Here is a 13125-nt window from a genome sequence, read left to right on the forward strand (position 1 = left end):
GTTACACTCCGGAAGAGAGCTTCAGGATCGCGTAGGTCGAGGCGAGCGCCACGGCGACCGAGAAGAAATTGTTGAGCATGATCGCGGTGAGCTTGAGCTTCTCGTTATGGACGTAGTCCTCGATCACCACCTGCATGCCTATCTTCATGTGCCAGGCGCTGGCGAAGATGAAGAGCAGCAGGATCACCGCAACGGGAATGGAGCTCAGGGTCTGCGCCGCGTAGACCTGGTTGCGGCCGAGCAGCATCATGATGATGACCAGTGCCGGGATCATCAGCAGCGTCATGGCGACGCCGGTGATGCGCTGGCGCCAGAAATCGGACGTGCCGGAATGCGCGGCGCCGAGATTGCGGACGCGCCCGAGCGGGGTGCGCATCGAGGGACGCTTCGGAGAGCCGTGGGATTCGTCGAAGCTCATCGGCCACCTCCGTTCGCATAGGCGATGATCCAGATCAGCACCGTCAGCGCGATGCCGCCGATCAGGGCGCCCCAGGTCAGCGCTTCGCGCTCATTGGCCTTGAAGCCGTAGCCGAGATCCCAGACGAAATGCCGGATGCCGCTGAGCATGTGGTGCATCAGGGCCCAGGTGTAGCCGAACACAATCAGCCGGCCGATGATGCTGCTGGAGAAAGCCTGGACATGGGCATAGGCGGCCGGGCCGGAGGCCGCGGCAACCAGCCACCAGACCAGCAGCAGGGTTCCGACGTAAAGGGCGATACCGGTAGCGCGGTGCACGATGGATAGAGCCATCGTCAGCGTCCAGCGATAGGTTTGGATGTGCGGCGAAAGCGGTCGTTCGATCCGTGCGGTCATGGGCGGCTTTTGATGTTTGTTGCGGCCCAGCATGGGGCGCGCGGGGATCGCGAAAGGTGGGCTCTATTTACGGAGTCGATCTGGCCTGCGCAATCACCAAATCGCCATAAACCGAACTGTGGTTCAGCTCTATGGCCTTGATGAACCAAGGCCAATCAGGGTCTTGGTATACCAGCCTATCGGTCCGCAAGCGAACACAGGAATCTAAATTCATCACTTCGGGGCCGGCGTTTGGCGCATTGAAATCACTATTGGAACGCCTCTAAGCCGTTGCGCGCCGGGGCGTGGCAATGCGCCAGCGAAGGATGCCGGGCCCGGCCGTTGCCCGATTGGGTTTTTGGCACTCTCACCGGTTCACGCGCTTCGGGCCGATATGCGCAATCTGCATTCCACCCCAGCCGGGCCGCGCGACGTTCGACCGCCCAGATCGGATCGCCTACTGCTGCCGATGCGCTCGGCTACATCTATGCCGGATGGCCCGCCGCGGCGAGCTATCCGGCTTGTCGCAGCCCTGCAAGTGCCCTTCGGGCTCAGCTCGTCTCGCTGCTCCGCGCCGCGCGGATGATGCCGATGAGCCTCGTCACCCTGCCGCTCGGCGTGAAGGCCGCGGATGCAATGTCGAAGCGCACGCTGGAGATGGCGTTCGGGTGTTATCTGTTGATCGTAGGCAGCTGTAGCCGCCACATCCACCGTCATTGCGAGCGAAGCGAAGCAATCCAGGCTGTCTCTGCGGAACGATTCCGGATTGCTTCGTCGCAAGTGCTCCTCGCAATGACGGGGAGAGCAGAGCTCAGAAATCGCAAGGCGGACTAATCCTTCAGTCGCACTTCGCTGTGGAACCATGATCGGAGATCGCCGATGCCTTCGATGCGATCGGAGTCGGAAAGCACCTTCAATCGCGCAGCAATCACTTCGCCTTCGATCTGCAATCCAAGCTCTTTGCAGCGATCCAACACATAGGTGACCATCATCGCGGTTTTTCGCCAGGTCGGCTTCATGACCGAAAAAATAATCTCGTCGAGTTGCTTTTCGGTCGTCGACGCCGGGAGCTGCACCTCATCCCACGTGAGTTCGCAAATATACCTCAGCGGTTCTCGATCGGATTTTGGCGGCTCCAGATCCGGGTACTGATCGTAGATCGGCTGGAGCAGTTCGTCCTCTAAGGCGGCAACGACTTCCTCAAGCCAATCTCCGAACCCGATCCGCTCAGCCTTGCCAAGTGCCGCGATGCCCATTCGGGCCTGGTCGAGGGCCCTATAAGCATCGAGGAGATGATCGTTGATCCGGACAGCCTGCTCGCGCTTCATGCATCTCTCCAGCCCCGGAGCATTCGCTCCTACTTCTTCGCGTAAATGTCCTTGTACGTCTCGCGCAGCACGTTCTTCTGCACCTTGCCCATCGTGTTGCGCGGCAGCTCGTCGACCACGAAGACTCGCTTCGGCATCTTGAATTTCGCGAGGCGCCCGTCGAGGCCCTTCAGCACGGCCGCTTCATCGATGCTCGCGCCGGGCTGGCGCACCAGCACGGCCGTGACACCCTCGCCGAAATCGGCATGCGGCACGCCGATCACGGCCGACTCCACTACGCCAGGCATGGCGTCGATCTCGCTCTCGATCTCCTTCGGGTAGACGTTGAAGCCGCCGGAGATCACGAGATCCTTGCCGCGTCCGAGGATGTGCACGTAACCCTTGTCGTCGATCTTGCCGAGGTCGCCGGTGATGAAGAAGCCGTCGGGCCGGAATTCGGCCTTAGTCTTCTCCGGCATGCGCCAATAGCCCTTGAAGACGTTCGGCCCCTTCACCTCGATCATGCCGATCTCGTCGCGCGGCAGCTCTTTTCCTGTCTCGGGATCGGTCACGCGCACGGAGACGCCCGGCAGCGGGAAGCCGACCGCACCGGGCACGCGCTCGCCGTCATACGGGTTCGACGTGTTCATGTTGGTCTCGGTCATGCCGTAGCGCTCGAGCACGGCATGGCCCGTGCGCGCCGACCATTCGCGATGGGTGTCGGCGAGCAGCGGCGCCGAGCCCGAGATGAACAGCCGCATGTGCTTCGTCGTCTCATGCGACAGCGCGGGGTTCTGCAGCAGGCGGGTGTAGAAGGTCGGCACGCCCATCAGCACCGTCGCGCGCGCCATCAGCTTGATGATCAGGTCTGGATCGAGCTTCGGCAGGAAGATCATCGAGGCGCGCGCGAACAGCGTCACGTTGGTCGCCACGAACAGGCCGTGGGTGTGGTAGATCGGCAGCGCGTGGATCAGGACGTCCTTGTCGGTGAAGCGCCAATAGTCGACGAGCGAGAGCGAGTTGGACGCGAGATTGTCATGCGTCAGCATCGCGCCCTTGGAGCGGCCGGTGGTGCCCGAGGTGTAGAGGATCGCGGCGAGATCGTCGTTTTCGCGCGGCACCGTCGTGAATTCGCTGCTCGCCTTGTCTGCGGCCTCCGTCAGCGAGCCCTTGCCGTCGGGGCCGAGCGTCTCGACCCTGGCGCTCACCTTGGCAGCGATTGGCGCGAGGCCTTCTGCCTTGGCGGGATCGCAGACCACCAGCGACGGCTCGGCATCGCCGATGAAGTAATCGAGCTCGTTCAGCGTATAGGCCGTGTTCAGCGGCAGATAGACTGCGCCGGCGCGCACCGTGCCGAGATAGAGCACGATATTGGCGACCGACTTTTCCACCTGTACCGCGACGCGGTCGCCCGGCTTCACGCCGCGCGCGACCAGCACGTTCGCCATCTGGCCCGCGCGCGCGATCAGGTCGCCATAGCTGATATGGGCGCCGTCGTGCGTCTCGATCGCGAGCCGCTTCGGATCGGCGAGGCCCTCGAACAGGCGGGAAAACAAATTGGCGTTGGCAGCTTGGTTCATGCAACATTCCTCGCCGGCATAGGCCGGTCAAAACCGAGGGCTGGATTAGCAAAAACCGCCCCGATGAAGCAACGGAGACAGTTTGCATGTCAAAAAGCGGGAAACGCGTGGCCTGGGTCACGGGTGGTGGCAGCGGGATCGGGGAGGCCGGCGCCGAGGCGTTAGCTGCCGACGGCTGGACGGTGGTGGTCTCGGGCCGGCGGCCGTCAGCCCTCGATGCCGTGGTGGCGAAGATCACGGGGGACGGTGGGGCGGCCGAGGCCATTGCGCTCGACGTCGCCAACGCGGCCGCAGCCCAGAAGGCGGCCGATCAGATCGTCGCGAAGCACGGGCGCATCGACCTGCTCGTCAACAATGCCGGCATCAATGTCCCCAAACGCAGCTGGAAGGACATGGAGCTGGAGGGCTGGGACAGACTGGTCCAGGTCAATCTCAACGGCGTGCTTTATTGCATGCGCGCCGTGCTGCCGACGATGCGCCAGCAGCAGGACGGTTCCATCATCAACGTCTCGTCCTGGGCCGGCCGTCACGTCTCGAAGATGCCGGGCCCGGCCTACACCACCACCAAGCACGCGGTGCTGGCACTGACCCATTCCTTCAACATGGACGAATGCGTCAACGGCCTGCGCGCCTGCTGCCTGATGCCGGGCGAGGTGGCGACGCCGATCCTGAAGCTGCGCCCGGTGGTGCCGAGCGAAGCCGAGCAGGCGAAGATGCTGCAGCCCGAAGACCTCGGTCGTACCATCGCCTTCATCGCGAGCATGCCGGCGAGAGTCTGCATCAACGAAGTGCTGATCAGCCCGACGCATAATCGCGGCTTCATTCAGACGCCGAACAACAGGGATTGAGGCGAGGACACTGCCTCAACGGGCACGCCGTCGTAGGGTGGGCAAAGGCGCGAAGCGCCGTGCCCACCGTCTCTCTCCGCATTTGCGTTTGGTGGGCACGCTTCGCTTTGCCCACCCTACGGCTTCGCTACGCTTGTCCAGGACGGCAGTGGGGTTTTGTCGCGTGCTCTGGTTCGCACACGAACATCCCCGCCGATAGTTTCACCCATCACAAAGAATTTTTCCCCGAAACCGCACCTGAAACCCTCCCGTAGTTCGGTCCAACGACGGCACTGCTGCATCACCCTCAACTGTCGCAGGCGCCGTTGTTGCTCAGCTCAACGCCGGCCATCGCCGGTCTCAATTCAATCGGGAGACTCTCTCATGTCGAAGCGCACTACCTATCTCGCTGCCGCCGCCTTCAGCGCCCTGGCCCTCACCGCGACCGTCGTCGCGCCCACCAGTGCCGAGGAAAAGACCGTGATGGTCGGCGGCGCCGCGATGTACCCGTCCAAGAACATCGTCCAGAACGCGGTCAACTCCAAGGATCACACCACGCTGGTGGCGGCGGTGAAGGCGGCCGGCCTGGTGCCGACGCTCGAAGGCAAGGGCCCGTTCACGGTGTTCGCGCCGACCAACGCCGCCTTCGGCAAGCTGCCGGCCGGCACCGTCGACAACCTGGTCAAGCCCGAGAACAAGGCGACGCTGACCAAGATCCTCACCTACCATGTCGTGCCCGGCAAGCTCGCGGCTTCCGACCTCACCGACGGTAAGAAGCTGAAGACCGCCGAAGGCGAGGAGCTGACGGTGAAGAAAATGGACGGCAAGGTCTGGATCGTCGACGCCAAGGGCGGCACCTCGATGGTGACGATCACCAACGTCAACCAGTCGAACGGCGTGATCCATGTGGTCGATACCGTGCTGATGCCGGCGACGTAACACCGCGCGATCCTGTTTCATCCCCGAACAGGACGTCCTCAGACCGCGAGCCGGGGATACCCGGCTCGCTCTTTTGTGACCACAATAGCCTCACGACATCGATTCGATGGCGAACGGGATGTAACGAAAGCCGAAACACCGGCGTATAATCGCTGTCACACGCCCTCAGGATGGAACCCGCCATGGCGAGCCTCACAGTCACCGACGAGCAGGTCACGGCCACCAAGTCCAAAGTGATCCAGCCGGCCTGGGTGCGGGTCATGCATTGGATCAACGCGCTCGCCATGATCCTGATGATCCTGTCGGGCTGGCAGATCTACAACGCCTCGCCGCTGTTCGACTTCCGCTTTCCGCGCGAGTACACGCTGGGCGGCTGGCTCGGCGGCGGCCTGCTCTGGCATTTTGCGGCGATGTGGCTGCTGATGATCAACGGCCTCGCCTATCTCGTCACCGGCATCGCCACCGGCCGCTTCCGCAAGAAGCTGCTGCCGATCACGGCATCGGGCGTGCTCCACGACGTCAGGGCGGCGCTGACCTTCAAGCTCGGCCATGACGATCTCACCGTCTACAATTACGTGCAGCGGCTGCTCTATGCCGGCATCATCGTGGTCGGCGTGCTGATCGTGCTGTCGGGCCTTGCGATTTGGAAGCCCGTGCAGCTCTATTATCTCGTGATGCTGTTCGGCGATTATCCGGCCGCGCGCTATGTCCACTTCTTCTGCATGGCCGCGATCTGCGCGTTTCTGGTCGTTCACGTCTTGCTTGCGCTGCTCGTGCCGAAGAGTCTGCGCGCGATGATCATCGGTCGCTGAGGAGGAGAATCGTCATGGCGAAGCGTCCGTTCCTCATTCCCGGCGTCGACAAGCGGCTGCTGATCAAGGATTCCATCAAGACGATGCCTGACGTCACGCGCCGCCGCTTCATTGCGGGCGGCGCCAGCCTGGGAGCGCTGACGCTGCTCACGGGTTGCGACGTCATCGACTCGTCCTCGGCCGAGACCATGCTGGCGAAGGTCTCGAAGTTCAACGATGCCGTGCAGGCCTGGATGTTCAATCCCGACGCGCTGGCGCCGACCTTCCCCGAAAGCGCGATCACAAAGCCCTTCCCGTTCAACGCCTATTACGATCTCGACGACGCGCCCGATATCTCGGCCGCCGATTGGAAGCTCGAGGTGCGCGGCCTCGTCGACAACAAGAAGTCCTGGACGCTGGATGAACTCCATCAATTGCCGCAGGTCACGCAGATCACGCGTCACATCTGCGTCGAGGGCTGGAGCGCGATCGGCAGCTGGACCGGCACGCCCTTGCGCGATTTCCTCAAGCTGATCGGCGCCGACACGCGCGCGAATTATGTCTGGTTCCAGTGCGCCGACAAGGACGGCTACAATTCACCGCTCGACATGCGCAGTGCGCTGCATCCGCAGACCCAGATGACGTTCAAATACGCAAACGAGATCCTGCCGCGCGCCTACGGCTTTCCGATGAAGATCCGCGTGCCCACCAAGCTGGGCTTCAAGAACCCGAAATACGTGGTCTCGATGGAAGTCACCAACGATTACAAGGGCGGCTATTGGGAAGACCAGGGATATAATTCGTTCAGGCGGGAGCTGAGAGGGCGAATAGCGAATCGGGAGTGGCGAATAGGGAAGCAATGAAGCCAACCCGCTCTCAATTCGCTACTCGCTATTCGCTATTCGCCTTTCGGGCCCACTTTCCTCTGGCACAGCGCCGCCACCGCGCCCAGCGCCAATAGCGCCGCCGACACATTCAGCGCGTAACTCAGGCTCCCCAGCGCATCCGTAATCGCGCCGACCACGATCGGCCCGAGCGTCTGGCCGACGCCGAACGAGATCGTCATCGCCGCAATCGCGGTCGGCCACACCTCTGGCGGATAGTTGAAGCGGACGAAGGCGGTGGTCGAGCCGACCACGGCGAAGAAGGCGACGCCGAACACGATCGCGGAGACCGCGAGCCAGGCCGGCGAATGCCCGATCATCGGCAGCGCTGCGCCGGCGGCGTTGGTGCCGAGGATGATGGCGGTGGCAAGTCCGCCGCGATCGAGCGCCAGCACGCCGCGCCAGGCCCAGGGCGTCACGAACGCGGATAGGCCGATCAGGCCCCAGAACGCCGCCTGCGCCGCGGCCCCGCCGCCGCCGTCGCGCACATAGGCGATCATGAAGGTCATGTAGGCGATATAGCCGGCGCCGAACAGGAAATAACCGGCCAGATAAATCAGCACCGGCAGGATCGCGAACGAGGCATGACCGCCTTCGGAGAAGCGCGCGCCGCTCTCGATCCGGATCAGGAACAGCGGGATCGTCATCGCGACCGACAGCAGCGTCAGCGCCCACCACACGATCCACCACGAGCCCGGCCCAAAATGTTGCAGCGTGAACGGGGCGATCAGCCCCGAGGACAGGATGCCGATGCCGGGTCCGGCATAGAACAGGCTGAGCAGGAAGTTGGCCCGTTCGGGCCGCGATTGGGCGATGGTGGCAGCGAGTGCGCCGCCGGCGACGAAGCCGGCCGCTGCGCCCAGGCCCAGCACCAGGCGCGCCAGGCTCAGCGCGACGAAATCCCCCGTCAGCGCGCAGGTGGCGAGCGCTGCGACGCAGGCAATGGTTCCGCCGCGGATCGCGGCGGCCCAGCCGACGCGCCGGATCAGGCGGGACGCCACCAGCGCGCCCACGAGATAGCCGACGGCGTTGATCGTGTTCATGAAACCGGCCGCCGAGTAGGACCAGCCGAGGTCCTCCCGCATATCAGGCAGCACCAGCGCATAGGCAAAGCGGCCGATGCCGAGCCCCACGGTGGCGGCCAGCGACAGCGTCAGGATCAGCCGCGCGGGATGCGCGTAGGGCAGGCGGTCAGGGGCGTGCAAGGGGTACTCCGGCCTGTCCAGTGTGGCAGGGCCCGCCCGCCTTGCACAGCCGCACCCCGGCAATGGTGTCTTGCCAAGCGCGCAACGCCGCTCTAGCACTCCGGCCGAAATTCACGAGACGCCGGCATGCCCGGCCTTGTGCCGGGCATCCACGTTCTTCGCGCCGCAAGCCAGGACGTGGATGGCCGGGACAGGCCCGGCCATGACGAAACGGAGGAAGAACGACCATGGCGACCCACAAACTGCTGCTGCTTCCCGGCGACGGTATCGGCCCCGAGGTGATGGGCGAGGTGAAGCGGCTGATCGACTGGCTCAATTCGGCCGGTATCGCCAAGTTCGAGACCGACACCGGGCTCGTCGGCGGCTCCGCCTATGACGCGCACAAAGTGTCGATCTCCGAAGGCGACATGGCCAAGGCCAAGGACGCCGACGCCGTGATCTTCGGCGCGGTCGGCGGCCCGAAATGGGATGCCGTGCCTTACGAGGTGCGCCCGGAGGCCGGCCTCTTGCGCCTGCGCAAGGATCTCGCGCTGTTCGCCAACCTCCGTCCCGCCGTGTGCTATCCGGCGCTGGCGGATGCCTCGAGCCTGAAGCGCGAGGCGATCGAGGGCCTCGACATCGTCATCGTGCGTGAGCTCACCGGCGGCGTCTATTTCGGCGAGCCCAAGACCATCACCGATCTCGGCAACGGCCAGAAGCGCGCCATCGATACCCAGGTCTACGATACCTATGAGATCGAGCGCATCGGCCGCGTCGCCTTCGAGCTTGCCCGGAAGCGCAAGAACAAGGTGACGTCGATGGAGAAGCGCAACGTCATGAAGTCGGGCGTGCTCTGGAACGAGGTCATGACTCAGGTCCACAAGCGCGAATACCCCGATGTCACGCTCGAGCATCAGCTCGCCGATTCCGGCGGCATGATGCTGGTGAAATGGCCGAAGCAGTTCGACGTCATCGTGACGGACAATCTGTTCGGCGACATGCTCTCCGACATCGCGGCGATGCTCACGGGTTCGCTCGGCATGTTGCCCTCGGCCTCGCTCGGCGAGGTCGACGTCAAGACCAAGAAGCGCAAGGCGCTGTACGAGCCCGTGCACGGCTCGGCCCCCGATATTGCCGGCAAGGGCCTCGCCAATCCCATCGCGATGATCTCGTCCTTCGGCATGGCACTGCGCTATTCCTTCGACATGGGCGATCTCGCCGACAAGGTCGACCAGGCAATCGCTGCCGTGCTGGCCAGCGGCCTGCGCACCGCCGATATCAAGTCGGAAGGCACGACGTCGGCTTCGACCACGCAGATGGGCGAAGCGATCCTGAAGGAATTGCAAAAGCTGCACGCGTAGCCACAAGCACCGCCATCGTAGGGTGGGCAAAGCGTAAGCGTGCCCACCGCTTCTATCGCGATTGCCGAGAGATGGTGGGCACGGCGCAAGCGCGCCTTTGCCCACCCTACGGCCTCATCGGAGCCGCCTCATGGATACACCCCGCCCCAAGATCGCGGAAACCGTCATCCATGAGACGGTGCGCCTGCGCGAGGCGCAGGTCGGGCGGCGTTGCGAGGTGCTTGCGGGCACGCGCATCGAATATGCTTCGCTCGGCGACTACTCCTATCTCGGCGAGAATTGCGACGTCGCCGACGCCGTGATCGGCAAGTTCACGGCGATCGCCAACTCGGTGCGGATCGGTGCGCCAAACCACCCGATGGGCCGTCCCTCGCAGCACCGCTTCACCTACGTCCCCGAATATTACGAGGCGGGCGCGACGCGCGACCGCGACTTCTTCGCAGGTAGGCGCGGCGACCGGGTGATCGTCGGCAACGACGTCTGGATCGGCCACGCCGCCATCCTGCTGCCGGGCGTGAGCGTCGGCGATGGCGCAGTGATCGCCGCCGGCGCCGTCGTCAGCCGCGATGTCGAGCCGTACACCATCGTCGGTGGCGTTCCCGCCCGTCCCATCCGCAAGCGCTTTGACGATACCGTTTCCGCAAGCCTGCGCCGCATCGCCTGGTGGGATTGGCCGGATGCGCTGATCTTCGAGCGCCTCAGTGATTTCCGCTCCGAGGCCATCGAAGAATTTTGCCGGCGCTATGACCCGGCAGCCAACGCGTGAGGCGCACGCACCTCACCCAGGCAACGGGAATCGTAGGGTGGGCAAAGCGCAAGCGTGCCCACGCATTTTTCGTGATCGAGAGAGATCGTGGGCACGGCGCAAGGGCGCCTTTGCCCACCCTACTGCATCTCGCGAAAACAAAAATGGCCGGGCGTGAGCACCGGCCATTTTGATTCGGTCGTGACGCCGTCTCAGTACAGCGGGAAGTTCTGCGGATAGCCGCCGACATCCTGCGGCGGGGAGAGCGGCTGGCGGTCGATCGGCCGGTTGAGGTTCTCGCGGGCGAAGGACGGATAGCCCACGGCCGGGGGGAAGGCATAGTCGGTGAACTTGCGGTCGCCCGGATTGACCTCGGTGCCGCCGTCCAGCCAGGAGCGCTTGCTCACATAGAGGCGCGTGCGGCCCTGCTGGTAGACCGTGTTGGGGCCGCTCGGGCCGTAATAGGGCCGGCCGCGGTCGTCATAGCGCTGCTTGGTCCTGGTGTCGGCGGAAGTCGGGGTCGCGAACGCAACGGCAATTGCGGCGCCCGCCGCAAGCAATGTCGCCAGTTTGTTCGCGGCAGAAAATTTCAAGCTCATCACGTCCCCTTCAGGCGGCAGGCCGCCAGTCGATTTCACCCCATACTAGCCCGGCCGGGGCGGACGCAACTAGGTCAATTGGGTCACACCAGCTCGGAATAATCGTGCGCGCCGGCAAAAGTTGCATGCAAACCAGCCACTTGAGCTTGATGCAGAATCCTTGATGCAAGTCAAAGCGCTCCGCGCAATTGCGCGTTCGCTGCGCCCAGCAGCCAGTCCGGCGAGCCCTGGGGGTCACAGCCGCGGCGCCTGAGCTCGGCATGGGCGAACAATTCCGCCAGCCTCGGCTCGTTGCCCGAGGCCAGCAGCGTCAGCCGGTTCAGCGTGCAGGCGATCGCCGCGCGCCGGGCGGGCAAGCTGTCGCCCTGGCAAGAGAAGCCGGAGATCTGCAAGGCAGGCTCCTCGTAGCGCTTGAGATAGCCGAGGCAGGCCCGCGTCCCCTCTGTCGCGCCGACCGGCCGGAACAGGGCGACGGGGCCGAATTTGCTGTCGATCAGGCCGGCCTGCTCGAGCGGGGCATCTGCACTCAAACCCATCCGAGCGGCCAAGCCCGCGGCCGCCGGCCGTGTCACGTCGAATTCGGCGCCTTGGCGGTAGATTTCGAGCTCGGCCACCGACTTGTCCGCCATATCGGTCCAGCGCAGCACGTCCCTGCGGCCGCCTTCGGGATGCCGAAAGATGATGTAAGAGGCTGTTTTCTCTGATGAATCGATCCGGCTGACGGCGAAGGCTGGGTGCGAGCGGTCGGCGATGCTCCAACCCGGTCTGTCCGCGGGACCATCGCCGCGCAGGTCAGGCAGCTGTCCCAATGCCGCAAGGGCGAGGATGGCAAACAGGGCGAGCGCCCCCACATAGGCAACCAGATGCGCCAGCGTGCCGACGACCTCGTCGGCGACGGCCAAGAGCGTCAGGTGGATCTGGGTAGGGCTAACGGCCGTGCTGGCCTCAGGCGACTGCATCCACGTCCCTAAGGCATGGTCTTAACGTTGTCTTGAGGCCGGTTCTCGCATAGAAGCGCTGCTCTTCCTGTTTAAGCGTCAGCTTCGGGAACGTGCTTTTTCATCGGAGAGTGAACGATGGGTTACAAAGTCGCAGTCGTCGGCGCGACCGGCAATGTCGGTCGGGAAATGCTCAACATCCTGGATGAGCGCAAATTCCCCGCGGACGAGGTCGTGGCCCTGGCGTCGCGCCGCAGCGTCGGCGTCGAAGTCTCCTATGGCGACCGCACCCTGAAGGTCAAAGCGCTCGAGCATTACGACTTCTCCGACGTCGACATCTGCCTGATGTCGGCGGGTGGGTCGGTGTCGAAGGAATGGTCGCCGAAGATCGGCGCCGCCGGCGCTGTGGTGATCGACAATTCCTCGGCCTGGCGCATGGATCCGGACGTGCCGCTGATCGTGCCCGAGGTGAACGCGGCCGCGACCGAAGGCTTCAAGAAGAAGAACATCATCGCGAACCCGAACTGCTCGACCGCGCAGCTCGTGGTCGCGCTCAAGCCGCTGCACGAGAAGGCGACGATCAAGCGCGTCGTGGTCTCGACCTATCAGTCGGTGTCGGGCGCCGGCAAGGACGCGATGGACGAATTGTTCTCGCAGACCAAGGCCGTCTACACCAACGACGAGCTGGTCGCGAAGAAATTCCCCAAGCGCATCGCCTTCAACGTCATCCCCCACATCGACGTCTTCATGGAGGACGGCTACACCAAGGAAGAGTGGAAGATGATGGCGGAGACCAAGAAGATCCTGGATCCCAAGATCAAGCTCTCCGCCACCTGCGTGCGCGTGCCTGTGTTCGTCGGCCATTCCGAGGCCGTCAACATCGAGTTCGAGAATCCGATCACCGCCGATGAAGCCCGCGAGATCCTGCGCAAGGCGCCGGGCTGCCTCGTCATCGACAAGCAGGAGCCCGGCGGCTACGCCACGCCCTATGAAGCGGCCGGCGAGGACGCGACCTACATCAGCCGCATCCGCGAGGACGCGACCGTGGAGAACGGCCTCGTGCTCTGGTGCGTGTCGGACAATCTGCGTAAAGGCGCCGCCCTCAACGCGATTCAGATCGCGGAAGTCTTGATCAACCGCAAGCTGATCACGGCCAAGCAGAAGGCGGCGTAAGGGGC

14 protein-coding genes and 1 pseudogene are annotated in these 13125 nt (G+C 63.9%); 8 read left to right on the top strand and 7 right to left on the bottom strand.

Features of this window, described 5'->3' with window-relative positions; translation table 11 throughout:
• Position 1: 1 nt before the first annotated feature.
• Both sdhD and sdhC read right to left on the bottom strand, forming a co-directional pair.
• Entirely contained in the window at positions 2 to 418 is a 417-nt protein-coding gene (gene sdhD, locus ABIA40_RS31270) for a succinate dehydrogenase, hydrophobic membrane anchor protein (RefSeq protein WP_036002745.1), read from the bottom strand.
• The gene (gene sdhC / locus ABIA40_RS31275) at positions 415 to 813 is read right to left on the bottom strand and encodes a succinate dehydrogenase, cytochrome b556 subunit (protein ID WP_025033170.1); all 399 of its coding nucleotides are present in this window, start codon (positions 811 to 813) and stop codon (positions 415 to 417) included. Before sdhC ends, sdhD begins: the two co-directional genes overlap by 4 nt.
• 450 nt (positions 814 to 1263) lie before the next feature.
• On the opposite strand from sdhC, the pseudogene ABIA40_RS31280 reads away from it, so the two are divergent.
• Positions 1264 to 1485 (top strand): annotated as a pseudogene (locus ABIA40_RS31280) (sulfite exporter TauE/SafE family protein); the annotation flags it as partial.
• A 137-nt stretch (positions 1486 to 1622) separates the two neighbouring features.
• Here ABIA40_RS31280 and ABIA40_RS31285 read toward each other — a convergent pair.
• Both ABIA40_RS31285 and ABIA40_RS31290 read right to left on the bottom strand, forming a co-directional pair.
• On the bottom strand, positions 1623 to 2120 hold the full coding sequence (locus tag ABIA40_RS31285; protein ID WP_404545081.1) for a hypothetical protein: 498 nt from the start codon (positions 2118 to 2120) through the stop codon (positions 1623 to 1625).
• A 29-nt stretch (positions 2121 to 2149) separates the two neighbouring features.
• Complete coding sequence (locus ABIA40_RS31290; RefSeq protein WP_404545083.1) at positions 2150 to 3679, bottom strand: malonyl-CoA synthase; 1530 nt, start codon at positions 3677 to 3679, stop codon at positions 2150 to 2152.
• A gap of 86 nt (positions 3680 to 3765) precedes the next feature.
• On the opposite strand from ABIA40_RS31290, the gene ABIA40_RS31295 reads away from it, so the two are divergent.
• From ABIA40_RS31295 to ABIA40_RS31310, 4 genes are all read left to right on the top strand, one after another.
• Positions 3766 to 4527 carry an SDR family oxidoreductase gene (locus ABIA40_RS31295; protein WP_404545085.1) on the top strand — a complete coding sequence of 254 codons (762 nt, stop codon included), beginning with the start codon at positions 3766 to 3768 and terminating at the stop codon, positions 4525 to 4527.
• Positions 4528 to 4890: 363 nt separating this feature from the next.
• A complete protein-coding gene (locus ABIA40_RS31300; RefSeq protein WP_404545088.1) occupies positions 4891 to 5445 on the top strand; it encodes a fasciclin domain-containing protein in 555 nt (184 codons plus the stop codon).
• Positions 5446 to 5627: 182 nt separating this feature from the next.
• Entirely contained in the window at positions 5628 to 6257 is a 630-nt protein-coding gene (locus ABIA40_RS31305; protein ID WP_036002769.1) for a cytochrome b/b6 domain-containing protein, read from the top strand.
• A gap of 14 nt (positions 6258 to 6271) precedes the next feature.
• Entirely contained in the window at positions 6272 to 7099 is an 828-nt protein-coding gene (locus ABIA40_RS31310; RefSeq protein WP_404545090.1) for a molybdopterin-binding protein, read from the top strand.
• A 35-nt stretch (positions 7100 to 7134) separates the two neighbouring features.
• Here the strand turns inward: ABIA40_RS31310 and ABIA40_RS31315 are convergent, their stop codons facing one another.
• Positions 7135 to 8325, bottom strand: a complete 1191-nt coding sequence (locus tag ABIA40_RS31315) for a YbfB/YjiJ family MFS transporter (RefSeq protein ID WP_404545092.1) — start codon at positions 8323 to 8325, stop codon at positions 7135 to 7137.
• Positions 8326 to 8552: 227 nt separating this feature from the next.
• On the opposite strand from ABIA40_RS31315, the gene leuB reads away from it, so the two are divergent.
• Together leuB and ABIA40_RS31325 are read left to right on the top strand one after the other, a co-directional pair.
• Entirely contained in the window at positions 8553 to 9665 is a 1113-nt protein-coding gene (gene leuB, locus ABIA40_RS31320) for a 3-isopropylmalate dehydrogenase (protein ID WP_404545094.1), read from the top strand.
• 130 nt (positions 9666 to 9795) lie between these two features.
• On the top strand, positions 9796 to 10431 hold the full coding sequence (locus ABIA40_RS31325; RefSeq protein WP_036002723.1) for a DapH/DapD/GlmU-related protein: 636 nt from the start codon (positions 9796 to 9798) through the stop codon (positions 10429 to 10431).
• A 191-nt stretch (positions 10432 to 10622) separates the two neighbouring features.
• On the opposite strand, the gene ABIA40_RS31330 is transcribed toward ABIA40_RS31325, so the two are convergent.
• Positions 10623 to 11009, bottom strand: a complete 387-nt coding sequence (locus ABIA40_RS31330) for a hypothetical protein (protein ID WP_404545097.1) — start codon at positions 11007 to 11009, stop codon at positions 10623 to 10625.
• A gap of 170 nt (positions 11010 to 11179) precedes the next feature.
• Complete coding sequence (locus ABIA40_RS31335) at positions 11180 to 11968, bottom strand: hypothetical protein (protein WP_404545100.1); 789 nt, start codon at positions 11966 to 11968, stop codon at positions 11180 to 11182.
• Between the two features lie 117 nt (positions 11969 to 12085).
• Between ABIA40_RS31335 and ABIA40_RS31340 the strand changes: the two genes are divergently transcribed.
• Complete coding sequence (locus tag ABIA40_RS31340; RefSeq protein WP_271541554.1) at positions 12086 to 13120, top strand: aspartate-semialdehyde dehydrogenase; 1035 nt, start codon at positions 12086 to 12088, stop codon at positions 13118 to 13120.
• The last annotated feature ends 5 nt before the right edge of the window (positions 13121 to 13125 follow it).

This window comes from Bradyrhizobium sp. USDA 223 (assembly GCF_044909005.1).
Classification (GTDB): Bacteria; Pseudomonadota; Alphaproteobacteria; order Rhizobiales; family Xanthobacteraceae; genus Bradyrhizobium; species Bradyrhizobium yuanmingense.